Here is a 25,774-nt window from a genome sequence, read left to right on the forward strand (position 1 = left end):
CCTAAGCCGTTTGCAAAATGAGACACAATTACAGGAAGTGCAGACCCATGAGTGATTACAGCTATTTCTCATTAGCTTCTTCGTTTTGCTGTGAACTTTCACGCTTTTGTATCTTATTGAAAAAGGAGATTTTTAGATGGATGAAACGACACGTAAGCCTAGCCAAAAAGAACTTGATGCTTATCAAGCTTGGCTGACTAAGGAGTTAGATGCCTTGGGAAAGAGGATTCGTAGCCATAATTATGAGCATTCCTCTGCCCCAAAAAATTCAGCTTCAGCCAAGCCTAAGCTAAGCAAAAAGGAATTGGAGAAACAGAATGACCAAAAATTAGCTGCTCTGCAGACAGAAACCGAACAACTTCAAGAACGTGAAGTTCAATTAGATCAGTCACTTAAGCGGTTGGAACAGCAGGAAGAAGGTTTGTTTGATTTTTACCAAAAAAGCGGAATACTGGCTGATGAGGTTACTTCTTCCTACTCCAATTGGCAGCAGTTAAGTTTGGATACTTCTGGCAGAAAAAATGCTCTTTTAGCAGATTTTGACAGTGACCGAGAAAAACTTAATAAACAAAAGCAGAAAACTATAGACCGTCTGGATACCATAGAAGGAGAAAGAAGAGCAATTTGGCAAAGTGAGGAGGAGTACGGTCATGAGCATTGATATGTATGTCAGTGAATCTCAACAACAAGCTTTAAACACAAAAATGATGGTTGGCCAGCTTTTAGCAGCTTATGATGAACTGGATCAGGCTGCTGCTCAATTTGCAGAAAGCAGTGATGTACTAAAAGGCAAGGCCTATGATTCAGCTAGATTATTAATTACTGAAATCTTAGAACCGCTATTGGAAGGTGGCCGGCGTTTGTTGGAGGAGACCCAGACGGCTGTCAGCCGTTTTCCAGAAGCTTACCAGGAAGAAGTAGCTGCAGAAGACTTAAAAGAATCGTTGTTGGAAGAACATATTCAGCGCTGCCAGTTTTTAGTGCAGCAGGGGGAAAGTTTGATTGCTGAATTGACAGTCCATCCAGCTGGTGAGCATAGCAAGGATCGCTTACAGACGACACAGAATCAAGTTCAGAGCTTTCGCAGCCTGCAGGCGGATTTAGAAGAAAAACTAGCCCGTCTGCGAGCCTTTCACGCTAGCTCTCCTCAACTGTTTGCCGAGGTGGAAAGTTTGAGCGCCGCATTTAAAACTGGTCTCGGGCAACTCCGACAATCATGGCAGCCGCAGAAAGGTGTCTTCACCTTACCGCAAAACCGTTCTTGGGTTCAGGTTTTATCCAATAAAACCACCCTTTCTACTGCCTTTAATCGAACAGAACAGGAGTTCATGGCGAATCTGCAAGCGGAATACGGCTTTGATGAGACCACAGCTGAACAGATTTTGATAATCAAACGAGGATTGGACAAAAAATTTCCTAAACTGTCCCAGAAAGAGAGAGACTACCTCCTGCTGAGAGTTTTAGGGGGAGCTAGCTATGATGACTTTAAATGGAACGAAACAGCGGGCTACTTATCAACTTATTTTTATACGGAGATTACTGGTAATCCTATTAAAGGAGAACCGCAAAAACTCGGCAAACCACTTTTGGAGATTTACCAAGACTTAGGCCTTACAGAAAAAGAAGCCAAACAGCTTAATTATAATCTGAGACTGCAACACGAAATGGCTGGGGGAACACTAGACATTGCAGAAGAAATGATAAAAGATAATCCTGATTTCTATAAAAATGCAAAAAAAGCCTACAAAGAAGCTTATGGGACAGGTAAAGGCTTTGATGAATTCTGGAATAAAAAGCTTCAGGCTTATTCCAATAATGGCGCGGGAAATGCGGATTTCACCCATCAGTCTATCACTATGGCCACCCATCTAAATCCAGCATTTTTCCAATTATCTGATCTTTACGGCGGTCGGGAGAATGTTAAAGATTTATCCGGCTGGGAAGGTGATACTACCTATAATGCTAACGATATGACTCCCAGTATCGGTGAAGATGACTATAAGGCTGACTTGGATGCCGTTAATATTGCCGGCCGGATAGAACAAGGGCAGTCTTATGATAAGGCTATGTCGTCCTACTATAGGGATGTGGCAAAAGATGATACTGTAAGGGAAAAAGAATTTCTTCAAAACGAGGATTGGAATGAAGTCAAACAAACGATATACAGCAGTCTGGTTCCGACAGATATTCTGACAGCAGGCGAGGCAGAAAGCAGGGCCTATATTGCCGAGCATTACAGCGATGTTTCACAGTTTTTGGATCGTTTAGAAGCGGCCGCTAAATAGCAAAGAGGCTTATAAATGAAAAAAGCAATCTTAATGACAGCTCTTGTTTTGATGATTCTCTCAGCGGGGCTCTACTATCACTATATGAGACAGCCGCAAAATATATTTGACGAAATGTATCAAGAAACAAAAAAGACTTACCGCAGTCATAATATTTTGGAGGATATTGAAGGTTTCGATATCAGAGGTTCTTGGCCGAGTGATGGAGAATATTCTAAATATACTCCTTTTGGAAGATACAATGAAAAAAGTTTACCAAATAAGTATACTGAAATAAGGGTCGGTTTTAATTTTGAAAGGCGGTACCGTACAATGTCCATTTCTTTTAAAAGAGAAATAGGAACAGGTGTAGAAATATGGGTTTTTAGCAAATATATCGCAAAGTCAAAAACATTTGAAAAAAAAGTTCAAATCATCAAGCAAGGTGAGCCTGACAAATATATTGATAAAGCCTCACAAGTCAAGAAATATTTGGCTGACTACGGCATCACGGCAGCCGATTTGGACCGTTACTATGATGAGATTATCAACCAGAAAGTTCTGACTGACTGGTGTGCAATCTATGACAGTAACTATTCTCCTGCTGATTATGGCCATGTCAAGGTCATGACAGAGTGGGAGAAGTGGTAATGATGCCTGTATAAACAGACACAAGCGATGTGAGAGTGTAAAGAGGCTTATAAATGAAAAAAGCAATCTTAATGACAGCTCTTGTTTTGATGATCCTCTCAGCGGGGCTCTACTATCACTATATGAGACAGCCGCAAAATATATTTGACGAAATGTATCAAGAAACGAAAAAAAGCTATAAAAATAAAAATATTTTTAGCAGTTTGAATGGTGTAGATGTACGAAAATATCAAGAGTACGATGATTCTCATTTTTACTCTGATATTGTATACAGTAATGAATACCTTCCCGATACTTATAAAAATGTCGAATTAATTTTTCATTTTACTCAAGATACTAGGACAGTTTTTCTTTCTTTTGAAAAAGAGTTGGCACCAGATATACGAATTTGGATTTTTGGCAGATATTCTTTGAAAGAAAAAAGATTCCGAAAAAGTGTTCAAATCATCGAGCAAGGTAATCCTGACAAATATATTGAGAAAGCCTCACAAGTCAAGAAATATTTGGCTGACTATGGCATCACGGCAGCCGATTTGGACCGTTACTATGATGAAATTATCAATCAAAAAGTGCTGACTGACTGGTGTGCAATCTATGACAGTAAGTATTCTCCTGCTGATTACGGCCATGTCAAGGTCGTGACAGAGTGGGAGAAGTGGTAAAGGTGCTTGTGTAAAATAGATGACAAGCGATGTGAGAGTGCAAAGAGGCTTACAAATGAAAAAAGCAATCTTAATGACAGCTCTTGTTTTGATGGTTCTCTCAGCGGGGCTCTACTATCACTATATGAGACAGCCGCAAAATATATTTGACGAAATGTATCAAGAAACGAAAAAGACTTACCGCAGTCATAATATTTTGGAAAATATTGAAGGTTTTGATATCAGAGGTTCTTGGCCGAGTGATGATCCCAACATTGCGCGAGCACCATTCGGAACATATAGTGAAGAAACCACGTTTAATGGGTATTCTGATATTGCTATCAGTTTTAATTTTCAAAGTGATGCTAAGCTTATTTCTCTTACTTTTGAAAAGGACATCAATTCTAAGATTAGCGTAAGAATATGGGGATTATATACTCATAAAGATAGAACATTGAAAAAATCTGTTAAAATAGCTCTAAAACAAGGTGACCCTGACAAATATATTGATAAAGCCTCACAAGTCAGGAAATATTTGGCTGACTACGGCATCACGGCAGCCGATTTGGACCGTTACTATGATGAGATTATCAATCAAAAAGTTCTGACTGACTGGTGTACAATCTATGACAGTAACTATTCTCCTGCTGATTACGGTTATGTTAGGGTCATGACAGAGTGGGAGAAGTGGTAAAGAGCCGCATTTGAAGCAGTAAAAAGCACAGTTAAGACAGAGAAAGGTTAATTAAAATAAGAGCCCCCGGAAAGCCAGAACAATCTGGCTTTCCGGGGGCTCTTATTTGATTTAAAGATAGTTAATATTAGTGTGCGACACGCTTGCGTGCTGCTTTCTTACGGTTTTCTTCAATGAAAGCTGCTTTTTCCTCTTCAGGGTCAATGATAGTCTTTTTCACTGCAAAAACAGCACCGGCAACAGTGGCCGCAGTCGCCAGCACTCCGGTAGCAAGACCTTTAGCAAACGCAAATTTTTTAGCCATAATAATGTCTCCTTTTATCTATGAGCTTAGGCCAACCTAAAAGACCCTCTCAATATGTTATAATATATACTAGCGAAAAAAAAAGGAAATAGCAAGTGAAAAGCTTTTTAGCTGCTGCGTAAAAGATTAAGAGGAGTAAAGAAAAATGTCAGAAAAACTGCTGGCCATTGTTGGTCCTACAGCAGTGGGAAAAACAGCTCTGGGAATTAAATTGGCCCAAGCCTTTAAAGGGGAAATTATCAGCGGCGACAGCCAGCAGGTTTACCGTCAGCTCGATGTCGGAACAGCTAAGGCCAGCCCTCAAGAGCAGGCACAGGTTCGGCATCACTTGCTTGATGTGCGTGATGTTGCACAGACCTATTCGGCCTATGACTTTGTCAGGGAGGCTCAAACTGCGGTCAGAGATATAGCAAAACGCGGAAAAATTCCTTTTATTGTCGGCGGGACAGGGCTTTACATTCAAAGTTTCCTTGAAGGCTACCACTTGGGCGGTCCCCTCAATCAAACAGCCCTTTTGGCTTATCGTAAAGAGCTGGAAAGCTTATCTGATGCTGCTCTCTTTGCAAAAACAGCTGAACAGAAACTGACTGTTCCTCAGCTTAATCGCAGGCGGGCTATTCGTGCTCTGGAATTAAAGCGCTTTGGACAGAAGCAGCTGCAAAATAAACCGGCTGACTACGATGTCCTGCTCATCGGTTTAAATACCGATAGGGCAGAACTTTACCGCCGTATTAATCAGCGGGTGGATGATATGCTGGAGAGGGGCCTGCTGACTGAGGCTCAGTGGCTTTATGATAATTACCCGCATGTCCAGGCCAGCCGAGCCATTGCTTATAAAGAATTCTTTCCTTATTTTGCCGGAGAAGAGAGTCTGGAGCAGGCAGTCGATAAACTTAAAACAAACAGCCGCCGTTTCGCTAAACGCCAGCTAACCTGGTTTAGAAACAGAATGCAAGTGCCCTTCTATGACTTATCTGTCTCTGGTACTGAAGCTAAAATTAACCAAACTGTAACAGATTTTTTAGAAAGCTGATGATAGAGACTGACTGCCTTTTTCAGTCTTTTTTGCTTGTGATTTTTGGCAGCTGAGAGTCTTCTTTTCGCTGTGTTTTATGGTATAATATAAGCTGTCACAAAGGCTGGAAAAGAGGTGGGAAAATGCTTGCAACAGCGCCGAAACAGGAACGTGTACTGCTCTTTGGTGTAGAGTTGCCGGAATCGCGTCATTTTGCTGCCTCTATGAATGAATTAGCCAGACTTGCTCAGACTGCAGGGGCCTATGTAGCAGCAAGAAGCAGCCAAAAGCGTTCTCAGTATGACAGCAGGTTTCTGCTTGGTTCTGGGAAATTAGCTGATTTACAGTCCATAATCAAGGCAAAGCATATTGACACATTGATTGTTAATAACCGGCTCAGTCCCAGACAGCATAACAATTTAGAATCAGTCCTTAATCTGAAGGTTCTTGACCGGATGCAGCTGATTTTAGATATTTTTGCCTTACATGCCCGGAGTTATGAAGGCAAGCTTCAGGTTCAGCTGGCACAGCTGGATTATTTGCTGCCCAGACTGACTGGGAAAGGTGCCTTTCTAAGCCGGCAGGCTGGGGGAATCGGCAGCCGCGGGCCGGGAGAAAGTCAATTAGAGCTTAACCGCCGTCTGATTCGCAGCCAAATGACAACTATTAAACGAGAACTCAGAAAAATCAGCCAAAACCGGCAGCTTCTTCGGGAGGAGCGCTTAGGAGCTGACACCTTTAAAATCGGTTTAGTCGGTTATACAAATGCCGGTAAATCAACCATTATGAATCTTTTAACCAGAGGAGACGAATATGTTGCTGACAGTTTGTTTGCTACTCTGGATTCCTCAACAAAACAGCTCTATCTGCAGGGACAGTTTCAGGCAACTCTGACGGATACTGTCGGTTTCATTCAGGATTTGCCGACAGAACTTATTGCAGCTTTTAAGTCAACCTTAGAAGAAAGCCGGCATGTCAATATGCTTCTGCATGTTATTGATGCCAGCGATCCGCAGCATGAGAGGCAGGAGAGCCTTGTTTTAAAGCTCTTGGAAGAATTAGATATGGTGGGTATTCCGCGCTTAACGGTCTATAATAAAATCGACTTAGCAGAACACTTCAGTCCCACTCTTTTTCCCTATATCCAGCTTTCAGCAAGGGAACAAAAGAGCAAGAAGAAACTGCAGCAGCAGCTCATAGCAGAAATCAAAAAACAGTTCACAGCTTTTGATTTGGACCTTTCTGCTGATCGTCATGGCAAGCTTTACGAGCTGGGCAAATATGCTCTTTTGAATTATGGATCTGCTGATAGCAGCGGCTCCCAAACAGTCCGCGGCTATATTGCCCCAGAAAATAAATGGAGATTAGAAGACTTTTATGACTGACTATATTGCTTTAGGCTTGAAATACGGAGGATTTACGCAGCTGGACCGCATTTACTTGAACAATGTGCTGTCTCGCTTTTCGTCTCATCAGGAAAAAATGGCTTTTATTACGCCTCCGCCCAGTGTTATCAACGCCTATTTTGCGGAGATCTACCAAAAGCAGTCTCCTCAAGCGGCTACTGACTATTATTTTGAATTGTCAAAGGCCTTAGGTCTGCTGACAGACAGCCCCTCTTTTGAAGAAGAAAAACCTTTTGTCCGTCTGAATTTATCGGGGAAGTCTTATGGTTTCGTTTATGAAAACAAAGCAGAACAGGCCCTTGTTTTTTCGGAGAAGTCAGAAAAGATAAGCGAATCACTCCTTTTTGAATTAGCACAGATTTTTCCTCAGTACAGCATTTATTTTGATGCCGGCCGGATAAAGATGGCACCTCTTGCCTTTTCAGAAACTGTCTGCAGAGACTTGACCCCTCAGTCCAGCCAGCTCAGCCAGATATTAGAACTGGCAGATAAGGTAATTAAACTGACCGGCTTTAATCAAGAAGAACTTTTAGAGTTGGCAGCTCCTTTTTCAGGACAAAGATACTATGGCTTTGCTCAGCATCAAGCCATTATTCATATCAAAAAATAGAAAGTTTAGAACGTATGGAATTGCAATTTTTAGGAACAGGAGCAGGACAGCCGGCTAAGATGCGCAATGTATCAAGCCTGGTGCTTAAATTATTGGATGAAATTAATGAAATCTGGATGTTTGACTGCGGCGAAGGCACGCAGCGGCAAATTTTAGAGACAGGCATAAAACCCCGTAAGATTAAAAAAATTTTTATTACCCACCTGCATGGTGATCATATCTTTGGTTTGCCGGGCTTTTTGTCAAGCCGGGCTTTTCAGGCCAATGATGAACAAACAGCTATCGATATATACGGACCTGTCGGAATTAAAAGTTATGTGACGGCCAGTTTAAAGACAGCAAAAACCCGCCTTCCTTACCGTCTTCATTTTCACGAACTGGGTGAAAAATCACTTGGAAAAATTATGGAAACTGAAAAATTTACGGTCTATGCTGAAAAATTAGACCACAGTATCTTTTGTGTCGGTTATCGGGTTATGCAGAAAGACTTGGAGGGCAGTCTGGACGCAGAAGCCTTGAAAGCTGCCGGTGTTCCTTTTGGACCGCTTTTTGGCAAGGTGAAACAAGGACAGGACATTGTCCTGGAAGACGGCCGTAAAATTGTTGCCAGTGACTATATTTCGGCTCCTAAAAAAGGTAAGGTGATTACCATTTTAGGAGATACCCGCAAGACAAATGCCAGTGTCCGTCTGGGACTGGGAGCTGACGTTCTTGTGCACGAGTCAACCTATGGCAAAGGGGATGAAAAGCTGGCCAAGGCTCACGGGCACTCTACTAACATGCAGGCAGCAGATGTCGCTAAGGAGGCTTTTGCCAAACGCCTCCTGCTCAATCATATCAGTGCCCGCTTTCTGGCCCGCGACTGCCGCAAATTGGAAGCAGATGCCAAAACAATTTTTAAAAATACACATTTGGTGAAGGACTTTGAAGAGGTAACGGTATGAGGACAATTGCGATAACAGGAGCGAGCGGCGGCCTGGCTCAGGCGCTTGTCCGCCGGATTCCTGCTGACGATTACCTGATTCTTTTAGGCCGCAGCAAGGAGCGCTTGGAGGATCTGTATAAGCAGAGGAAAAACTGTGTTTGCCTGGCTTTGGATATTAGAGATGATTACGCTATAGAACAGATGGTCGATTACCTTTATCAGGAATTCGGGCAGATTGATGTTTTTATCAATAATGCGGGTTTTGGTGACTTTAAGCCATTTGAATCATACAAATCTGAAGAGATCAGGGAGATGTTTGCTGTTAACACCTTTGCGACCATGGCTTTTTCGCGCCTAGTCGGCTCTAGGATGGCAGAGGCCGGCCAGGGACATCTGATTAATATTGCCAGCATGGCCGGACTGATAGCAACCAGCAAGGCCAGTGTTTATTCTGCCAGTAAATTTGCCGTTATCGGTTTTTCCAATGCACTGCGTTTAGAATTAGCTGACAAGAATGTTTATGTCACAACAGTTAATCCCGGACCTGTGGCAACGAAATTTTTTGATTTTGCCGATCCCACAGGCACTTATTTGAAAAGTGTCGAAAAGTATACACTGCCGGCTGCTGCTGTGGCTGGAAAAATGGTTAAGTCATTCGGGAAAAATAAGCGGGAGCTCAATTTACCCTGGCTTTTGGCGCTCACCTACAAACTTTATGTTCTTTTCCCCAGAATGTCAGATTTTTTAGCCAGAAAGGTGTTTAATTATAAATGATTTCAGCAAAGTATAAATGGGAAATCGCTGTTCAAGAACCTGATGCTGATTTTTTGAAGCTGGCGCAAAAAGAAAAGCTAAGCAAAGAAGCCAGCACAATTCTTTATCGGCGAGGTATTGACAGTGCTGAAAAACTGAAGGCTTTTTTAAGTGCTGATTTGTCAGAACTTCACGATCCTTATCTGCTTTATGATATGGAAAAAAGTGTCGGACGAATCCGTCAGGCAATTGAAAACGGGGAGTCTATTCTGATTTATGGGGACTATGATGCTGACGGCATGACAGCCAGTTCTGTACTCAAAGAAGCTCTGGAAATGCTGGGAGGCGATGTTCAAGTCTATCTGCCGAACCGTTTTACAGATGGATACGGTCCCAACCAATCAGTTTATAAATATTTTATTGAGCAGGAAAAGATTTCTCTGATTATTACAGTTGATAATGGTGTGGCTGGTCATGAGGCTCTTGCATATGCAAAGCAGCAAGGAATTGATGTCATTGTGACCGATCATCACAGTATCCCTGATGAGCTGCCGAAAGCTTATGCTATCATCCACCCGCAGCATCCCAAAAGCACCTATCCTTTTAAAGATTTGGCCGGCTGCGGTGTCGCTTTTAAATTGTCCTGTGCCTTGCTGGAGTCTGTTCCGGCAGAACTTTTGGACCTAGTTGCTATAGGCACTATAGCAGATATGGTCAGCCTGACTGGTGAAAACCGTATTATGGTAAGACTGGGCCTGCAGATTTTAAAGTCTGGCGAACGCTTTGGCCTGCAGGAACTCCTGCGCTTATCACAGGCGGACAGCGGACAAATCAATGAAGAAACAGTTGCTTTTAAATTAGCTCCTCAGCTCAATGCTCTCGGACGTTTAGATGATCCCAATCCTGCTGTAGCGCTTTTGACTGGTTTCGATGAAGAAGAGGCACAGGATTTAGCTCTTATGGTTTATCAGAAAAATGAAGAACGCAAAGAGATTGTTGAGACGATTTTTCATGAAGCGCTGCAAATGGCAGACAAAACTCAGCCTGTTCAGGTTCTGGCAAAATCCGGCTGGCATCCCGGAGTTTTGGGGATTGTGGCCGGCCGGATAGCAAAAGAGCTGAATCAGCCGGTTATAGTCCTTAATATTGAAGACGGGATAGCTAAGGGCAGTGCCAGAAGTGTAGAGGCACTCGATATTTTTCAGGCTCTGACAGAGCATCGTAATCTTTTTATTGCCTTTGGCGGACATAGCGGTGCTGCCGGCATGACTTTAGAGGCAGACAAGCTCCAGGAGCTGGCTGGTGTTTTAAGGGATTATATTGCTGCTAAAGCTATTGATCTCAGTCAAAAAAAGGTCTTACAGCTCGACGCCTCCCTTGATTTATCAGCCTTAAACCTTGAAACAGTCACCAGTCTAACCAGACTGGCACCCTTTGGTATGGATAATAAAAAGCCTGTTTTTCATTTGACTGATTTTTCTGTTAAACAGGCACGGACGATGGGACAAAAGAGTCAGCATTTAAAGCTTAAAATTGCTCAAGGCAAGGAAGAGATTGACCTTGTGGCTTTTAATAGGGGCAATCTCCTGCATGAGTTTCAGCAGGCTCAGAATTTAGAATTGGCTGTAACCTTATCGGTTAACCAATGGAACGGTCAGACCAGCCTGCAGCTTATGCTGGAGGATGCAAGAGTAGAAGGTATCCAGCTGTTGGATATTCGCTCAAATCAGACCCCGCTCCCTTCTGATGTTCCTATTTTGACTGCTGACAGCCGCAGCAAAGAAGTCGTTCTGCTGGAAATACCTGAAAATCCGGCAGAATTGAAAGCTCTTTTTGCTGGTAAAGAGTTTAATGTCATTTATTTTAAAAACCGAATAAAGCATCAGTACTACCTGACCGGCTACGGCACTCGGGAACAATTTGCTAAGCTTTATAAGACAATTTACCGTTTCCCTGAATTTGATATCCGCTACAAGTTAAAAGAATTATCTGACTACCTTAAGATCCCAGACATTCTTCTGGTTAAAATGATTCAGATTTTTGCGGAACTCCATTTTGTAACCATCACAGACGGTGTGATGACTGTCAATAAGAAGGCAGAAAAACATGAGATTGCTGACAGCCATATTTATCAGGACCTAAAAAAACTTGTCAAACTTCAGGAACTGATGGCCTTAGGAACGCCGCAGGAAATGTATGCCTTTTTAAAGGAAGATGACTAAACTGAAGAAACAAGAAGGCTGCAGCTTTTCCTCTTTCAGGTTCCAGATCTGTGCTGAAATCATTTGCTGAGCTATTTCAAACCTGCCCTGCGCTTTTGATACGGGGCTGCACTGAAAACAGAAAAGGGCAGGGATTTTTTACATTAAAGATGTGTAAAAAAAGATTTCGTGCTATAATAAAGAGTAAATGATTTTTTGGCAGATGCCCTAGAAAGTAAGATAATGGATTTAGAAAATTATATTGCAACAATTAAGGATTACCCGCAAAAGGGGGTCCTTTTCCGTGATATCAGCCCCCTGATGGCTGATGGCAATGCTTACAGTTATGCTGTGCGCGAGATTGTTCAGTATGCTACGGATAAGAAAATTGATATGGTTGTCGGACCTGAAGCGCGCGGTTTCATCGTCGGCTGTCCTGTTGCTTTTGAGCTAGGTATCGGTTTTGCGCCTGTACGTAAACCCGGAAAACTCCCGCGTGAAGTGGTTTCTGCGGATTATCAGAAAGAATACGGTTTGGATACGTTGACCATGCATGCGGATGCCATTAAACCGGGACAGCGTGTCCTGATTGTTGATGACTTGCTGGCAACCGGAGGGACAGTCAAAGCGACGATTGAAATGATTGAAAAGCTGGGCGGTGTCGTGGCAGGATGTGCTTTTTTGATTGAGCTGGACGGTTTGAATGGCCGTGAGGCGATTTCCGGTTATGACACAAAGGTTTTGATGAAATTCCCCAGCTAGGTTATAGCCTAAAGCTATATCTGACTAGAAAAATAACATAATTGAAAACTATATCGGCATATCTTATAATCTTAAGTAACAGATTATAGAAATGGAGATGCCGTTATGCCGATTAAACTTGATAGAGATTTGCCAGCGCTCGCTGCCCTACGTTCCGAAAACGTCTTTATCATGGATGATAAAAGGGCTCTTCAGCAGGATATCCGGCCCATAGAGGTTGTTATTGTTAACTTAATGCCGACTAAAGAAGCGACTGAAACACAGCTTCTGCGTCTGCTGGCCAACACCCCCCTGCAAATAAATATTGATTTTCTGCATATGACCAGCCATAAGTCCAAAAACACCAAAGCGGACTATCTGACGGCTTTTTACAAAACCTTTGCCGATATTAAGCACAACTATTATGATGGTTTAATTATCACCGGCGCACCTGTAGAAACACTGCCCTTTGAAGAGGTGGACTACTGGCAGGAACTCTGCCAGATTTTTGTCTGGGCGAAAAGGCATGTTTATTCTACCTTGCACCTGTGTTGGGGGGCGCAGGCCGGTCTTTATTATAAATACGGTCTTGATAAAGTGATGCTGAAAAAGAAATTATCCGGTATTTATCAGCAGGAGGTACTGGAAGCACAAAATCCGCTTATGCGCGGGTTTGATGATGTCTTTACTTCACCGCATTCACGTTATACAGAGGTTGCAGCTGAGGGAATCGCGGCCCAGACAGATTTGGATGTTTTAGCTGCCGGCAAAGAGGTCGGCTTGTCTATTTTAGCCAGCAAAGATTTGCGTGAGGTCTATAGTTTTGGCCATTTGGAGTATGACAGGGATACGCTGCAAAAAGAGTATCAGCGTGATGTGCAGGCCGGCAAACCGGCTTTTGTACCGGAACATTATTTTCCTAATGACAACCCAGAAAAAAAACCTGTCATGACCTGGAATTTAGCAGCAACTACTTTCTTTAGTAATTGGATTAATTATGCGGTCTATCAGGAAACACCTTATCGCTTAGAAGAACTGAAAAAATAATGAGAAGGAATCAGGCTGTCTGGAATGAAAGAGGTCAATAGCCGTCAAGCTGCACTGTCCCTGTTCTTTTTCATTTTAAAGCAGGAGGGGAGAACCATGGGTTTTTCAGAATATTATAAAACGGGGAACTTAGTTTTGCCTGGGGCCTTATTATTTCATTTTAAGGATATCTTTCCCAAGGCTGATGATTTTGTGGTTTGGCAGTTTTTTTATTTGCAAAATACAAGTAAAATGGATGACTTAGCCCCCAGTCAGATTGCTTCAGCTTTAGGAAAAACAGTTGCTGAAATTAACCGCTCCATCTCTGCTTTAACCGCTCAGGAACTGCTGGATATGAAAACCATAGAGCTTGACGGAGAGATTGAAGTCATTTTTGATACCAGTCCGGCCTTTGCTAAGCTGGACAGCCTGCTGCAGGAAAATGCTGAACCGGAGAAGCAGGCTCAGCCTGTCAATGCACTTAAAGATTTAATTCAGGACTTTGAGCGTGAATTGGGCCGGCTCCTCAGTCCTTTTGAACTGGAGGATCTGCAAAAGACGATTGAAGAAGATAAAACAGATCCTGATTTGGTGCGGGCCGCTTTGCGGGAAGCTGTCTTCAATGGGAAAACTAATTGGAACTATATCAATGCCATTCTGCGCAATTGGCGCCGCGAAGGCCTGACAACAGTCCGACAGGTCGAGGAGCACCGCCGCAAGCGTCAGGAAAACAATGAGACGGATGTCGCTGTTTCTGATGATTTCCTGCAGGCCATGGATCTTTGGGGCGATTAGCAGGCTAAGCAGCGGTTTCTGCTTGAGACTGGTTATTATTAAGGAGCTGTCTTCGGGTTCAAAGCAATCTGCTGACGGCTCCTTTTCACTGATTTAAGAGTCATCTGTTTAGAAAGGCTATTTTAGTCAATGCCTATTTACCTGCTGCTAGTGCTTTCTTTTTCGGCTTGACTTATCATATTTTAAAACTATTATGACAAAGCCAATTTCAGCAGCTGTTTTTTGGCTGAACTGTGGCAGGCAGCAGATCAAGTGCTGGGCTATAGCTGTTTGGGACTTTTTCTTACTGTGCAGACAAATACATTGAATGAGGATTAAGGATGGAATTAAGGTTATCACCGCGTTTAAAAGCAGTCTCTGAGTTCGTTCCTCAGGGCAGCAGGCTTTTGGATATCGGGAGCGATCATGCCTACTTGCCAATCTTTCTGCTGCAAAATCACCAGCTTGATTTTGCAGTCGCCAGTGAGGTAGCTGCCGGACCTTATGAAGCAGCTTTGAAAAATATGACAGAATATGGCTTAGCGGATAAGGGTGCTGTTCGTTTGGCGGATGGTTTAGCAGCTTTAGACGCTTCCGATCGAATTTCAGTTGTGTCCATTTGCGGTATGGGAGGCCGTCTCATTACCTCTATTTTGGAGGCCGGAAAGCAGGAAATAGCCCCTATATCCCGGCTTATTTTGCAGCCCAATAATTGTGAAGATACTGTGCGCTCTTGGCTTGCGGCAAATGATTTTCTGCTAAAAGCCGAGAAACTTATCAAAGATAATCAAAAATTTTATGAAATTTTAGTGGCTGAACCGGGAGAAATGGAACTGTCTTCAAAGGATTTGCGATTTGGCCCCATTCTCAGCCGCGAGCAGCCGGCTATGTTTAAGGAAAGATGGCTGACTGAACTAAGAAAGCTGGAAACTGTCTTATCAGAACTTCCGGAAGAACATGTTGAAAGGGCGGCTGTCAGCCAAAAAATAAAGGCTATTAAGGAGGTTGTCAATGAAAGCAAGTGATATTACAGCGTTTTATGAAGCATATTGCCCAAAGGAGCTTTCCTTAGAAGGTGACATCTCAGGTTGGCAGATGGGACGTCCCGATAAGGATGTTAAAATACTGATGCTGGCTCTGGATATTCGTGAAGCTACGGTTGCCGAGGCGATAGCTAAGAAAGTTGACTTAATTATTGTTAAACATGCACCGATTTTTAAGCCGCTGACCGATTTGACTGCCAGTCCGCAAAATCAAATCTATCTGGACTTAATCAGGCATGATATCGCTGTTTATGTCAGCCATACTAACATTGATGTGGTTCCTGATGGCCTGAATGACTGGTTTTGTGATGCGCTTGGGATTTTTGACACAGATATTCTTACTCCTACTGATAAGGGCTATGGAATCGGCCGTATCGGATCAGTTGAACCGCAGACACTGGCATCATTAGCCAGCAAGGTCAAAAAAGCTTTTCATTTGGATGCGGTCCGTCTCATTCATTACGGCAGCGCTGAAAAACGTATTCGGCGAGTGGCCATCTGCGGCGGAAGCGGATCGGGATTCTATCATGATGCTTTGGCAAAAGGTGCCGACGTCTACATTACCGGCGATATTTATTACCACACAGCTCAGGAAATGCTGACAAACGGTCTTTTGGCTATTGATCCAGGGCACCATATTGAAGTTCTTTTTGTAGAGAAGCTGACAGAAAAATTTCAAGCTTGGCAGAATGAAAACAATTGGGATATTACTGTTATCGACAGTCAGGCTGACACCAATCCATTTAGCCATATCTAGGATTTAGGATTTAGAATTTTTTTGGGATTCATCGGCCAGTCCCCTATTTTCCTTTTTTCGTTTTAAACGGTCTTTGTATCTTGATGAATTGAACACGGCCTAAAATCCTAGTGAAAAAGATGGCTGTCAGCGTGATGCAAGACATCACTTGCCATCCCCTATTTTCATACGGATTTTTAAACGGCCTTTGTATCTTGGTGAATTGAACACGGCCTAAACGCTGCGGGAAAAAGATGTCCTGACTTAGAATCTAGCGATTCGTCAGTCAGTCCCCTATTTTCCTTTTGCGTTTTATACGGGCTTTGTATCTTGATGAACTGAACACGGCCTAAAATCCTAGTGAAAAAGATGGCTGTCAGCGTGATGCAAGACATCACTTGCCATCCCCTATTTTCATACGGATTTTTAAACGGTCTTTGTATCTTGGTGAAAGGAGAGAGGTTTGAAAGTTGCTGTAGTTGGTGCCGGGGCAGTTGGAGCTGCGGCTGCTTATTATCTGGCTAAAAATAAGCATATCAGTGTGACGGTTTTTGATGAAGGGACGGGTCAGGCTACTAAGGCAGCGGCCGGTATTATCAGCCCTTGGTTTTCCAAGCGGCGCAATCGGGCCTGGTACCGTCTGGCTCGGTTGGGGGCGGATTTTTATCAGGATTTAACTGCTGATTTGCAGGCAGATGGCTATCGGACGGATTTTTACCAGCAGACAGGCGTTTATGTCCTTAGAAAAGATGATAGTAAGCTGCAGGAACTCTATGACTTAGCTCTTTCACGCCGGGAGGAAGCTCCGCTGATAGGCAAACTGGCTTTACTGTCAAAAGCTGCGGCGGCCAAGTATTTCCCGGGTCTGCAAGGTTTTGAAACCCTGCTCTATGCCAGCGGAGGTGCCCGTGTTGATGGGGCAGGGTTGGTCAAAACTCTGCTTGAGGCTAGTCAGGCTGAAGTGATTAGAGAGAAAGTCAGCTTGGAGTTAGCTGGCAGGCAGTATAGATTAGGCGGGCAGAATTTTGATGCGGTCATTCTTGCTGCTGGAGCTTGGCTCAGTTCCATTTTGGCTCCATTAGGCTATACACTTGATTTACGTCCTCAAAAAGGGCAGCTTCGCGATTATTATTTCACCGGTTTGGAGACCGATCCCTATCCGGTGGTCATGCCAGAAGGAGAACTGGACATTATTCCCTTTCCTGCTGGTCAAATCAGTGTCGGAGCGACACATGAAAATCATAAGGGTTTTGACTTATCAGTTGATAGGGTTTTGCTGGATGATTTCCGGGTTCAGGCACAAAATTATCTTCCCCATCTCAAAAAAGCCTCCTTTTTTAACCAGAGGGTGGGGATTCGCGCCTATACGAGCGATTTTTCGCCATTTTTTGGCTCGGTGCCGAATTTGGAAAATGTTTACACCGCAAGCGGTCTTGGCTCAACAGGCCTGACAACGGGGCCTTTGCTTGGCTGTCAGCTGGCCCGGCTGCTTCAAGGCCAGGAACTGCTTTTGCATCCCAAAGACTATGCTGCAGAGAATTATATTGTCAAAAAGCATTGATCGACCACTTATAAAATTAAGGCTTGGCTCAAAAGGTCCGGTTTTCTCAAGATTGAACAGTTAATGTGTTTTTTATCTGTTTAGTAGACCGGCCAGTCAGATAGTGAGTGACAGCCTTTTTTATTTATGTTAGAATAAAGTGACAGAAATGACAAAGAGAGGAACTTTTATGAAGGGAATAATTCTTGCCGGCGGTTCAGGGACACGTCTTTATCCGCTGACTCGTGCGGCTTCAAAGCAACTCATGCCGATTTATGATAAGCCCATGATTTACTACCCGCTCTCAACTTTGATGCTGGCTGGAATCAAGGAAATTTTGATTATTTCAACACCGCAGGACTTGCCGCGTTTTCAGGAACTGCTGCAAGACGGTTCAGAATTTGGGATTCAACTGTCCTATGCTGAACAGCCCAGTCCGGACGGTCTCGCTCAGGCCTTTATTATCGGGGAAGAATTTATCGGAGATGACCGTGTGGCTCTCATTTTGGGAGACAATATTTACTATGGGCCGGGTCTGTCAAGAATGCTGCAGAAAGCAGCGACCAAAGAAAAAGGTGCAACTGTCTTTGGTTATCAGGTTAAAGATCCAGAGCGTTTTGGGGTTGTCGAGTTTGATGAGAATATGAATGCTGTCTCTATTGAGGAAAAACCGACAGTGCCTAAATCTAATTTTGCCGTGACGGGTCTGTATTTTTACGATAATGATGTGGTGGCTATTGCCAAAAATATCAAACCGTCGCCTCGTGGTGAACTTGAAATTACAGATGTTAACAAAGCTTATCTGGAGCGTGGGGACTTATCAGTAGAGGTGATGGAGCGCGGTTTTGCCTGGCTGGATACGGGGACACACGAAAGTTTGCTGGAAGCATCTCAATATATTGAAACCGTTCAGCGTATGCAAAATTTGCAAGTAGCCAACCTTGAAGAGATTGCCTACCGCATGGGTTACATTACAAAAGAACAGGTTCGTGAGCTAGCACAGCCGCTTAAGAAAAATGAATACGGACAGTATTTGCTCCGTTTGATTGGAGAAGCTTAATGACAGAACAGTTTTTTGAAAAAGAATTAGCAGCCCGTCAGATTGAAGCAATTCCCGGAATGATTGAATTTGATATTCCGGTTCACGGGGACAGCCGAGGATGGTTTAAAGAAAATTTCCAAAAGGAAAAAATGCTGCCTCTCGGTTTCCCTGAACGTTTTTTTGCAGAAGGAAAACTGCAGAATAATGTGTCCTTTTCGCGTAAAAATGTTCTGCGCGGTCTTCACGCTGAACCATGGGACAAGTATATTTCTGTAGCTGATGACGGTAAAGTGCTCGGAGCTTGGGTTGATTTGCGTCAGGGACCGACTTTTGGCCACACATATCAAACAGTTATTGATGCGTCCAAGGGTATTTTTGTACCGCGCGGTGTAGCCAACGGCTTTCAAGTCCTGTCCGATAACGTCGCCTATAGTTATTTGGTTAACGATTACTGGGCATTGGAGCTTAAGCCGAAGTATGCCTTTGTCAATTTTGCTGATTCAAATCTTGATATCCAATGGGAAAACTTGGATCAAGCGGAAGTGTCAGAAGCAGATAAAAATCATCCGCTCTTGAAGGATGTCAAGCCTTTGGGGGAAGAGGACCTCTAATGTTCCAGGCTTTTTTGGAAATCGCAGAGCAGTTAAATAAGCTAGGAATCACGCCTTTGCTAATGGGTTCTGTTGGTTTGGAAAGGCGGACTGGACGAGATTGGCAGGCACAGGACTTGGACATTCACGTCCCCAGTGATCCCAGAGGTTGGGAAGCCCCAGACGAGGAGCGAATTTACCGTTTTGATGAACTCAATGCTATCATGGAAAGACTCGGTTTTCAGCTAGTTGACCGCCATGAACATGAGTTTCAAAAGGATGGCCTGTCTGTTGAATTTGGCGGGCTTCATTCCCTCCCTGAATTTGCGGAGGTGGAGTTAGAAAATTTAGAAGAAATTGAAACTCAAGCTGTCCGCTATTATTTACCGACACTTGAGCAATACTTGAAAATCTACCAAGCTTCATCCAAAGATTCCTATCGGGCAGATAAAAATAACCACAAAGATTTTGTAAAAATCGACTATTTAAAAAGACAATTACAGGAGATAACCGTGTCAGAATTTAAAAATATTATCGTAACTGGCGGGGCCGGTTTCATCGGTTCAAATTTTGTTCACTATATTTACAATAACCATCCGGACGTACATGTGACTGTCCTTGATAAGCTTACTTATGCCGGCAACCGTGCCAATATTGAAGAAATCCTCGGCAGCCGTGTGGAATTAGTTGTTGGTGATATTGCTGATGCTGAATTAGTTGATAAATTGGCTGCCCAAGCAGATGCGATTGTCCACTACGCAGCAGAAAGCCACAATGATAATTCCCTCAATGATCCGAGTCCTTTTATTCATACCAACTTCATCGGAACATATACGCTTTTGGAAGCCGCACGCAAATACGGTATTCGTTTCCACCATGTCTCAACTGATGAAGTCTATGGCGATTTGCCTTTGCGTGAGGACTTGCCGGGTCACGGTGATGGTCCGGGTGAAAAATTCACTGCTGAAACCAAATATAACCCTTCATCACCTTATTCCTCAACCAAGGCTGCCTCAGACCTAATTGTAAAGGCTTGGGTTCGTTCCTTTGGTGTCAAAGCTACCATTTCTAACTGTTCCAACAACTATGGACCTTATCAGCACATTGAAAAGTTCATACCGCGTCAAATTACTAATATCCTGTCTGGGATCAAGCCTAAGCTTTACGGTGAAGGAAAAAATGTCCGAGACTGGATTCATACCAATGACCACTCAACAGGGGTCTGGGCCATTCTTACCAAAGGCCGTATCGGCGAAACCTATCTGATCGGTGCTGACGGGGAAAAGAATAATAAGGAAGTTCTTGAGCTTATCCTTGAAAAAATGGGTCAGCCAAAGGATGCTTACGATCATGTAACAGATCGTGCCGGACACGACCTGCGCTATGCTATCGACTCGACAAAATTACGTGAGGAACTCGGCTGGCAGCCGGCATTCACTAATTTTGAACAAGGTTTGGAAGATACCATCAAGTGGTATACAGAACATAAAGATTGGTGGCAGGCTGAAAAAGAAGCAGTTGAAGCTAACTATGCTAAAACACAGGAAGTGATTAAATAATATAAAAACAGAGCTATGAACTGCACCCCAAAAGTTAGACAACAAATCTAATTTTTGGGGTGCTTTTTGTATGAAATTAACTTATAAAGATCAACTCACGATTTATAAGCTAAAGAAAAATGGACTGTCGTGGCCTCAGCTTTGTCAAATGTTTTGTTTTTTTTTAGGTGGCCTGCTTCAAAAGCCGACAAGACTGCCCTGTTATTGTTCCTTCCAGTCATTAAAGAGAACACAGACAGCTTCCGGCACGGTAAAATCATGGCTCCTTTCAACCAGCAGTCCTGTTTTTGAATCGCGTCTAAAAACGGCGGCATTGTCCGAATCCTGATGAACAACGATGAGATAGTCTTCCTTGGGAGACAGACAGAAATCACGAGGTGTTTGCCCGGCGCTTGAAATGATTTGCCGGTTTTCAAGTCTCCCGTCTGTCAGAATCGCAAAAACAGCGATAGAATCATGGCCGCGATTGGAAACATATAAAAACCGTCCGTCTTTGGTGATGCGGATAGCTCCGCAGGCGTTAAAGCCTTTATAATCCGCAGGCAGTGTAGGAGCAGTCTGCTGTTTCTCAAATTTTCCCCGACCGCGGTAATTAAGCACCTCAACACTGGCATTAAGTTCACAGACTAAATAAGCCGTTTTGCCATCAGGATGAAAGACCAAATGCCGGCTGCCAGCACCGGGAGCGGCTTGGTAATTGGCTATTTTCTCTGCCCGACCTGAATCTGTAACGGCATAAGTTGTGACCGAGTCCGTCCCCAAATCACATGCCACTAAATAATTATCAGGCGTCAAGTCAGCAAAATGGGGATGGGGGCTGGCTTGATTTTTATGAGGCCCTGATCCATGATGGTGTATTTTATTGGCTAAGATCAGCTGCCCCTGATTGTTTTGCTTATAGATGAGTACTTCGCCTTTGTGATAGTTGGCGCCATAAACCAGACGTCGTCCTTTATCCACCGCGATATAGCAAAGAGCTGCCCCCTCTTCGACGACATGATTAATGAGCTGGAAGCGGCTGTCAAAATTAGCAATTCCTCCCATTCCGCCATAGCTCCCTACACTGTAGCAGTTGCTATCAGAGAAGGCCAGATAAGTCGGGTTGACTTCTTCTGCGGCTAGCTGAAGCTTACTGATTCTGCCGTCTTTGGTATCAAAGTCAGCACTGTATATTCCCTGCGACTGACGCTTTGTATAGGTCCCAAAATAGATAGTTTCCATAAACGCCCTCCTATTCTTAAAGAGATTATACCATAAGATTTTGCTATAATAAAAGAGTAGTCAAAACAGAAGATGGCCTGAAAAACTGCGGGAGTGAGCTTATCTAGTGAATGAGTTCAGCCCGAACTTGAAAATTGGAGAAGGAGAGGGATCTATCATTTGAGATTCTGCTTCATTACTTGTCAGCCGTAAACGTCTGAAGGCTTTATCGTCCTAGCGGCCGACCGCACCCTTCTAGTCGTCTTGGCAGGGGTGCGCAAACGAAATCAAAGATTTCTGGCTTACCGCCATTTTTGCTTTGCTCTTTTCACGGGCTTTGTATCTTGGTGAATTGAACACGCCCTAAAATCCTAGTGAAAAAGATGGCTGTCAGCGTGATGCCAGCATCACTTGCCATCCCCTATTTTCATACGGATTTTTTCACGGGCTTTGTATCTTGGTAGAACTGAACACGGGCTAAGCTCTTTGCAAAAAAGATAGCCCTCCCTTGAGTCTATAGTGACTCAGCGGTCAGGCTCCTATTTTTGCTGTGAGCTTGAACGCCCTTTGTATCTTGGTGTTAGGGGGATGTGAATGACAAAGTTGGCAACGATTTGTTATATTGATAATGGCAGGGAGCTTTTACTGCTCCATCGCAATAAAAAGGAAAATGATGTCCATGCTGGCAAATGGATTTCTGTCGGGGGAAAGTTGGAGCAGGGGGAAACGCCTGATGAATGTGCCAGACGGGAAATCTTGGAAGAAACTCACTTGCTGGTCAAACAGATGGATTTCAAGGGAGTTGTAACTTTTCCTGAATTTACTCCGGGTCATGACTGGTACACCTATGTGTTTAAGGTAACGGATTTTACAGGTGATTTGATTGCTGATGAAGACTCTCGGGAAGGGACTCTTGAGTGGGTCCCCTATGATCAGGTTTTAACTAAGCCAACCTGGGAAGGCGATTATGAGCTTTTTAAATGGATTTTGGATGATGTTCCCTTTTTTTCGGCTAAATTTACCTATGATCAAAAACAGCAGTTAATCGATCGTTCTGTTACTTTTTATGATCGCTAGTTATTCCTAGTGCCAGCCGCAAACGTCTGAAAGCTTTGTCGCCTTAACAGTTGACCGCACCTTTATAGTCGTTCTGGCAGGGGTGCGCCTACGAAATCACAGATTTCTGGCTTACCGCCAGCCGTAAACGTCTGAAGGCTTTGTCGTCCTAGCGGCCGACCGCACCCTTCTAGTCGTCTTGGCAGGGGTGCGCCTACGAAATCACAGATTTCTGGCTTACCGCCAGATGTATTTGTTTTGCTGATAGAAATGGCTGCTAATTTTAAATGTTTATTCATAAGTCTGAACAGGCAAAAATGGTATAATATTTGAACAGCAGTGTGTTTTAGATTTTAGTCTGTATATGATGGCTGTCAGGCAGCTTAAAATTTTGAAAAGCGACTGTTCCTCGTATTTAAGGAGTTCTTATGAATCATTCAAATCCTAAAAAATTTACAGATAGCTGGTTTTTTAAGTGGTTTTTAAATAATCAAGCCGTTATTGTGACTTTGATTACCTTACTAGTTTTTCTGACTCTCTACGTTTTTACAAAAATTTCTTTTCTTTTTATTCCGGTTTTGTCATTTGGTGCTGTCTTGCTTTTGCCTGTAGTCATCTCGACTTTACTTTACTATCTGACCAAACCGATGGTTGATTTTCTGGAAGCCAGGGGAATAGGCAGGACCAGTTCTATTTTTATTGTATTTGCTGCTGTCTTGGCCCTCATCGCCTGGGGCGTATCCGGTTTTCTGCCGACTGTCCGGGATCAGCTGCTGTCTTTTGTCGAAAATTTACCGGATTATGTTGAAACTGTGAATAAAGAAGCCAATAAACTGCTGGAAAATCCTTGGCTGCGCAATTATCAGGCAGAGCTGGAGGAGATGCTCAGCAACATCAGCAGCAAGGCTATTGATTATGCAGAAAGCTTTTCAAGAAATGCCTTAGACTGGGCCAGCAATTTTGCCAGTACAATTGCCCGAGTTACGGTAGCTATCATAATTTCGCCTTTTATCCTCTTTTATTTTCTCAGAGACAGCAAGAAAATGAAGGAAGGGCTGCTAAAAGCGCTGCCGACAAAAACCCGCCAGCCTATTTCCCGTGTTATGGGAGATATCAATAAGCAACTGTCGGGCTATGTGCAGGGACAGGTTACTGTGGCAGTTGTTGTCGGACTGATGTTTTCTGTTATGTTCAGCTTAGTTGGCCTGCGCTATCCGGTTACTTTTGGGATAATCGCCGGTTTCTTAAATATGATTCCTTATTTGGGAAGTTTTCTGGCTATGATTCCTGTAGTGATAATGGCAATGGTTCAGGGGCCTTTGATGCTGGTTAAAGTGTTACTGGTTTTTGTGGTTGAGCAGACTATTGAAGGGCGTTTTGTGACCCCGCTGGTTATTGGCAGCAAATTAAATATTCATCCCATTACGATTATGTTTATTTTACTGACAGCAGGTTCCATGTTCGGGGTTTGGGGTGTTTTCTTAGGTATTCCGATTTATGCCTCGCTAAAGGTAGTGGTTAAAGAGGTTTTTGACTGGTATAAGTCAATCAGCGGTTTGTATGCTGATGAAGCGGCCGATAAGGAGGACAGTGACGGATAAGATGTTAAACAGTGAAAAAGTACTTGCTGCTATTGAACAGCAAAATCTGCAAGAAGCTGACAATTATTTACAAAAAGCTTTAAAAGAGGACAGTTCAGCTGTTTTACTTGAACTGGCTGCATATTTGGAGAGCATCGGTTTTTTACCGCAGGCAAAGCAGATTTACCTGCAGATTAAGGACGATTATCCCGAAAGCTATCTGAATCTGGCTCAAATTGCTGCTGAAGACGGTGATGTCGAAGATGCTTTTCTATATCTAGAGGCAATCCAGCCTCACAGCGATTACTATGTAAATGCCCTTTTGGTTAAGGCTGATCTTTACGATATGGAAGAGCTGACAGAAGTTGCGAGAGAAAAGCTTTTAGAGGCAAGCAGTTTAAGTCAGGAACCCTTGGTTGTTTTAGCTTTGGCAGAAATTGAATTTAAATTAGGAAATTACCAGCAAGCTATTCAAGAATATGCGAAATTGGACAACCGTGATATACTTGCCGAAACAGGCATTTCTACCTATCAGCGGATCGGCCGTTCTTATGCGCATTTAGGCAAATTTGAGGCTGCTGTTGAATTTTTAGACAAAGCGCTGGAGATTGACTACGATGACCAGACAGCTTTTGAGCTGGCCTCTATCCTTTATGAAGAATCTGACTATCAAAAGGCAAGTCTTTATTTTAAGCAGCTGGATACGATGAATCCCGATTTTGAGGGCTATGAATATCGCTATGCTCTTTCTCTTCATGCTGAACATAAAACGGCAGAAGCACTCCGGATTATCCAGCAGGGTCTGGCTAAAAACCAGTTTGATGAAGAACTTTTATTGGCGGCCTCTCAATTTTCTTATGAACTGCATGAGCCGTCTCAGGCAGAAAACTATTTGTTAAAGGCAAAAGAAGTAGCAGAAGATCAAGAAGAGGTTTTGCTGCGCTTGACTAATCTCTATCTCGAGGAAGAGCGTTTCGCAGAAATAATTGCTCTTGCCGCAGAGCAGGATATTGTTAATGTATTAACCAGATGGAATCTTGCTAAGGCCTATCATGCTTTAGAAGAGCTTGAACAGGCACTGGCTGTTTATCAGGATTTAGCAAGAGACTTAGGGGATAATCCAGAATTTCTGCAGGATTATATTGATCTGCTGAAAGAATGCGGCCAGCAAGAGCAGGCAGTAAACTATGCTAAACATTATTTAGAGCTGGTTCCTGATGATGTCAATATGGTCCGTTTTTTAGATGATGAATCGCTCTGACAGATTTTTTCTTGGGAGCAGCATTTATTAGAAAGAGCTAAGAAAAGAGTTGATTTCATTGATTGTTTAAGCTGGGAGAAGTCTCTTTCACTTTAAAACACAGCTTCAGGGATGCTTTTTATCCCTTTTTACCAAACTGTGATATAATGAATTTAGTCTTGT

Annotated in this window: 25 protein-coding genes; 23 read left to right on the forward strand and 2 right to left on the reverse strand. The window is 43.3% G+C overall.

Translation table 11 applies throughout. The features are described 5' to 3' along the window. Positions 1-136: 136 nt before the first annotated feature. The 5 genes from AB3329_RS06805 to AB3329_RS06825 are packed head-to-tail and all read left to right on the forward strand — an operon-like array spanning position 137 to position 4,250. Positions 137-661, forward strand: coding sequence for a hypothetical protein (locus AB3329_RS06805; RefSeq protein WP_368395044.1), 525 nt, complete (start codon positions 137-139; stop codon positions 659-661). After that, the gene (locus AB3329_RS06810; protein ID WP_368395045.1) at positions 651-2,285 is read left to right on the forward strand and encodes a hypothetical protein; all 1,635 of its coding nucleotides are present in this window, start codon (positions 651-653) and stop codon (positions 2,283-2,285) included. Before AB3329_RS06805 ends, AB3329_RS06810 begins: the two co-directional genes overlap by 11 nt. Positions 2,286-2,300: 15 nt before the next feature. Next, positions 2,301-2,915 (forward strand): TipC family immunity protein, encoded by a 615-nt coding sequence (locus tag AB3329_RS06815; RefSeq protein WP_368395046.1) that lies wholly within the window; start codon positions 2,301-2,303, stop codon positions 2,913-2,915. Positions 2,916-2,968: 53 nt separating this feature from the next. Continuing rightward, positions 2,969-3,577 carry a TipC family immunity protein gene (locus AB3329_RS06820; protein WP_368395047.1) on the forward strand — a complete coding sequence of 203 codons (609 nt, stop codon included), beginning with the start codon at positions 2,969-2,971 and terminating at the stop codon, positions 3,575-3,577. A gap of 55 nt (positions 3,578-3,632) precedes the next feature. Beyond that, positions 3,633-4,250 (forward strand): TipC family immunity protein, encoded by a 618-nt coding sequence (locus tag AB3329_RS06825; RefSeq protein ID WP_368395049.1) that lies wholly within the window; start codon positions 3,633-3,635, stop codon positions 4,248-4,250. A 127-nt stretch (positions 4,251-4,377) separates the two neighbouring features. Here the strand turns inward: AB3329_RS06825 and AB3329_RS06830 are convergent, their stop codons facing one another. Beyond that, positions 4,378-4,554, reverse strand: coding sequence for a DUF3042 family protein (locus AB3329_RS06830; protein WP_116878570.1), 177 nt, complete (start codon positions 4,552-4,554; stop codon positions 4,378-4,380). A gap of 145 nt (positions 4,555-4,699) precedes the next feature. Here AB3329_RS06830 and miaA point away from each other — a divergent pair, with 145 nt between their 5' ends. The 15 genes from miaA to rfbB all read left to right on the forward strand — a co-directional run bounded on the left by miaA (position 4,700) and on the right by rfbB (position 20,515). Then, positions 4,700-5,587, forward strand: a complete 888-nt coding sequence (gene miaA, locus AB3329_RS06835) for a tRNA (adenosine(37)-N6)-dimethylallyltransferase MiaA (RefSeq protein ID WP_368395050.1) — start codon at positions 4,700-4,702, stop codon at positions 5,585-5,587. Between the two features lie 125 nt (positions 5,588-5,712). Further along, positions 5,713-6,954 (forward strand): GTPase HflX, encoded by a 1,242-nt coding sequence (gene hflX / locus AB3329_RS06840; RefSeq protein WP_368395052.1) that lies wholly within the window; start codon positions 5,713-5,715, stop codon positions 6,952-6,954. Further along, positions 6,947-7,585, forward strand: a complete 639-nt coding sequence (locus AB3329_RS06845; protein WP_368395054.1) for a cystathionine beta-lyase — start codon at positions 6,947-6,949, stop codon at positions 7,583-7,585. Before hflX ends, AB3329_RS06845 begins: the two co-directional genes overlap by 8 nt. A 14-nt stretch (positions 7,586-7,599) precedes the next feature. Next, positions 7,600-8,529 (forward strand): ribonuclease Z, encoded by a 930-nt coding sequence (rnz, locus tag AB3329_RS06850; protein ID WP_368395056.1) that lies wholly within the window; start codon positions 7,600-7,602, stop codon positions 8,527-8,529. Then, entirely contained in the window at positions 8,526-9,284 is a 759-nt protein-coding gene (locus tag AB3329_RS06855; RefSeq protein ID WP_368395057.1) for an SDR family NAD(P)-dependent oxidoreductase, read from the forward strand. The genes rnz and AB3329_RS06855 overlap by 4 nt, the downstream gene beginning before the upstream one ends. Continuing rightward, positions 9,281-11,485: a single-stranded-DNA-specific exonuclease RecJ gene (recJ, locus tag AB3329_RS06860; protein ID WP_368395058.1), complete on the forward strand. Its 2,205-nt coding sequence runs from the start codon at positions 9,281-9,283 to the stop codon at positions 11,483-11,485. The genes AB3329_RS06855 and recJ overlap by 4 nt, the downstream gene beginning before the upstream one ends. A 222-nt stretch (positions 11,486-11,707) precedes the next feature. Continuing rightward, positions 11,708-12,226 carry an adenine phosphoribosyltransferase gene (locus AB3329_RS06865; RefSeq protein WP_067065177.1) on the forward strand — a complete coding sequence of 173 codons (519 nt, stop codon included), beginning with the start codon at positions 11,708-11,710 and terminating at the stop codon, positions 12,224-12,226. A 105-nt stretch (positions 12,227-12,331) separates the two neighbouring features. Continuing rightward, entirely contained in the window at positions 12,332-13,252 is a 921-nt protein-coding gene (gene metA / locus AB3329_RS06870) for a homoserine O-acetyltransferase MetA (RefSeq protein WP_368395060.1), read from the forward strand. Positions 13,253-13,348: 96 nt separating this feature from the next. After that, positions 13,349-14,026 carry a DnaD domain-containing protein gene (locus tag AB3329_RS06875; protein WP_368395062.1) on the forward strand — a complete coding sequence of 226 codons (678 nt, stop codon included), beginning with the start codon at positions 13,349-13,351 and terminating at the stop codon, positions 14,024-14,026. Between the two features lie 320 nt (positions 14,027-14,346). Then, entirely contained in the window at positions 14,347-15,030 is a 684-nt protein-coding gene (locus AB3329_RS06880) for a tRNA (adenine(22)-N(1))-methyltransferase (protein ID WP_368395064.1), read from the forward strand. Then, positions 15,017-15,805, forward strand: a complete 789-nt coding sequence (locus tag AB3329_RS06885) for a Nif3-like dinuclear metal center hexameric protein (RefSeq protein ID WP_368395065.1) — start codon at positions 15,017-15,019, stop codon at positions 15,803-15,805. The genes AB3329_RS06880 and AB3329_RS06885 overlap by 14 nt, the downstream gene beginning before the upstream one ends. A 442-nt stretch (positions 15,806-16,247) precedes the next feature. Further along, complete coding sequence (locus AB3329_RS06890) at positions 16,248-17,345, forward strand: NAD(P)/FAD-dependent oxidoreductase (RefSeq protein WP_368395066.1); 1,098 nt, start codon at positions 16,248-16,250, stop codon at positions 17,343-17,345. A gap of 169 nt (positions 17,346-17,514) precedes the next feature. Continuing rightward, positions 17,515-18,384, forward strand: coding sequence for a glucose-1-phosphate thymidylyltransferase RfbA (rfbA, locus tag AB3329_RS06895; protein ID WP_368395068.1), 870 nt, complete (start codon positions 17,515-17,517; stop codon positions 18,382-18,384). Then, complete coding sequence (locus AB3329_RS06900) at positions 18,384-18,977, forward strand: dTDP-4-dehydrorhamnose 3,5-epimerase family protein (RefSeq protein ID WP_368395069.1); 594 nt, start codon at positions 18,384-18,386, stop codon at positions 18,975-18,977. The genes rfbA and AB3329_RS06900 overlap by 1 nt, the downstream gene beginning before the upstream one ends. A gap of 491 nt (positions 18,978-19,468) precedes the next feature. Then, positions 19,469-20,515 carry a dTDP-glucose 4,6-dehydratase gene (rfbB, locus tag AB3329_RS06905; protein WP_368395096.1) on the forward strand — a complete coding sequence of 349 codons (1,047 nt, stop codon included), beginning with the start codon at positions 19,469-19,471 and terminating at the stop codon, positions 20,513-20,515. 201 nt (positions 20,516-20,716) lie between these two features. On the opposite strand, the gene AB3329_RS06910 is transcribed toward rfbB, so the two are convergent. Further along, positions 20,717-21,736, reverse strand: coding sequence for a lactonase family protein (locus AB3329_RS06910; protein ID WP_368395070.1), 1,020 nt, complete (start codon positions 21,734-21,736; stop codon positions 20,717-20,719). A gap of 573 nt (positions 21,737-22,309) precedes the next feature. Between AB3329_RS06910 and AB3329_RS06915 the strand changes: the two genes are divergently transcribed. From AB3329_RS06915 to AB3329_RS06925, 3 genes are all read left to right on the forward strand, one after another. Next, positions 22,310-22,792 (forward strand): NUDIX hydrolase, encoded by a 483-nt coding sequence (locus AB3329_RS06915; RefSeq protein WP_368395072.1) that lies wholly within the window; start codon positions 22,310-22,312, stop codon positions 22,790-22,792. 407 nt (positions 22,793-23,199) lie between these two features. After that, the gene (locus tag AB3329_RS06920) at positions 23,200-24,372 is read left to right on the forward strand and encodes an AI-2E family transporter (protein WP_368395073.1); all 1,173 of its coding nucleotides are present in this window, start codon (positions 23,200-23,202) and stop codon (positions 24,370-24,372) included. A gap of 1 nt (position 24,373) precedes the next feature. Continuing rightward, positions 24,374-25,612, forward strand: coding sequence for a hypothetical protein (locus AB3329_RS06925; protein WP_368395098.1), 1,239 nt, complete (start codon positions 24,374-24,376; stop codon positions 25,610-25,612). Positions 25,613-25,774 lie beyond the last annotated feature (162 nt).

The organism is Streptococcus huangxiaojuni, assembly GCF_040930515.1.
In the GTDB taxonomy this organism is placed as follows: Bacteria; Bacillota; Bacilli; order Lactobacillales; family Streptococcaceae; genus Streptococcus; species Streptococcus huangxiaojuni.

Excerpts from the sequence above, each read along its gene's own strand:
- AB3329_RS06805 (WP_368395044.1), top strand. The coding sequence starts at position 137 with ATGGATGAAACGACACGTAAGCCTAGCCAAAAAGAACTTGATGCTTAT.
- AB3329_RS06810 (WP_368395045.1), top strand. The coding sequence starts at position 651 with ATGAGCATTGATATGTATGTCAGTGAATCTCAACAACAAGCTTTAAAC.
- AB3329_RS06815 (WP_368395046.1), top strand. The coding sequence starts at position 2,301 with ATGAAAAAAGCAATCTTAATGACAGCTCTTGTTTTGATGATTCTCTCA.
- AB3329_RS06820 (WP_368395047.1), top strand. The coding sequence starts at position 2,969 with ATGAAAAAAGCAATCTTAATGACAGCTCTTGTTTTGATGATCCTCTCA.
- AB3329_RS06825 (WP_368395049.1), top strand. The coding sequence starts at position 3,633 with ATGAAAAAAGCAATCTTAATGACAGCTCTTGTTTTGATGGTTCTCTCA.
- AB3329_RS06830 (WP_116878570.1), bottom strand. The coding sequence starts at position 4,554 with ATGGCTAAAAAATTTGCGTTTGCTAAAGGTCTTGCTACCGGAGTGCTG.
- miaA (WP_368395050.1), top strand. The coding sequence starts at position 4,700 with ATGTCAGAAAAACTGCTGGCCATTGTTGGTCCTACAGCAGTGGGAAAA.
- hflX (WP_368395052.1), top strand. The coding sequence starts at position 5,713 with ATGCTTGCAACAGCGCCGAAACAGGAACGTGTACTGCTCTTTGGTGTA.
- AB3329_RS06845 (WP_368395054.1), top strand. The coding sequence starts at position 6,947 with ATGACTGACTATATTGCTTTAGGCTTGAAATACGGAGGATTTACGCAG.
- rnz (WP_368395056.1), top strand. The coding sequence starts at position 7,600 with ATGGAATTGCAATTTTTAGGAACAGGAGCAGGACAGCCGGCTAAGATG.
- AB3329_RS06855 (WP_368395057.1), top strand. The coding sequence starts at position 8,526 with ATGAGGACAATTGCGATAACAGGAGCGAGCGGCGGCCTGGCTCAGGCG.
- recJ (WP_368395058.1), top strand. The coding sequence starts at position 9,281 with ATGATTTCAGCAAAGTATAAATGGGAAATCGCTGTTCAAGAACCTGAT.
- AB3329_RS06865 (WP_067065177.1), top strand. The coding sequence starts at position 11,708 with ATGGATTTAGAAAATTATATTGCAACAATTAAGGATTACCCGCAAAAG.
- metA (WP_368395060.1), top strand. The coding sequence starts at position 12,332 with ATGCCGATTAAACTTGATAGAGATTTGCCAGCGCTCGCTGCCCTACGT.
- AB3329_RS06875 (WP_368395062.1), top strand. The coding sequence starts at position 13,349 with ATGGGTTTTTCAGAATATTATAAAACGGGGAACTTAGTTTTGCCTGGG.
- AB3329_RS06880 (WP_368395064.1), top strand. The coding sequence starts at position 14,347 with ATGGAATTAAGGTTATCACCGCGTTTAAAAGCAGTCTCTGAGTTCGTT.
- AB3329_RS06885 (WP_368395065.1), top strand. The coding sequence starts at position 15,017 with ATGAAAGCAAGTGATATTACAGCGTTTTATGAAGCATATTGCCCAAAG.
- rfbA (WP_368395068.1), top strand. The coding sequence starts at position 17,515 with ATGAAGGGAATAATTCTTGCCGGCGGTTCAGGGACACGTCTTTATCCG.
- AB3329_RS06900 (WP_368395069.1), top strand. The coding sequence starts at position 18,384 with ATGACAGAACAGTTTTTTGAAAAAGAATTAGCAGCCCGTCAGATTGAA.
- AB3329_RS06910 (WP_368395070.1), bottom strand. The coding sequence starts at position 21,736 with ATGGAAACTATCTATTTTGGGACCTATACAAAGCGTCAGTCGCAGGGA.
- AB3329_RS06915 (WP_368395072.1), top strand. The coding sequence starts at position 22,310 with ATGACAAAGTTGGCAACGATTTGTTATATTGATAATGGCAGGGAGCTT.
- AB3329_RS06920 (WP_368395073.1), top strand. The coding sequence starts at position 23,200 with ATGAATCATTCAAATCCTAAAAAATTTACAGATAGCTGGTTTTTTAAG.
- AB3329_RS06925 (WP_368395098.1), top strand. The coding sequence starts at position 24,374 with ATGTTAAACAGTGAAAAAGTACTTGCTGCTATTGAACAGCAAAATCTG.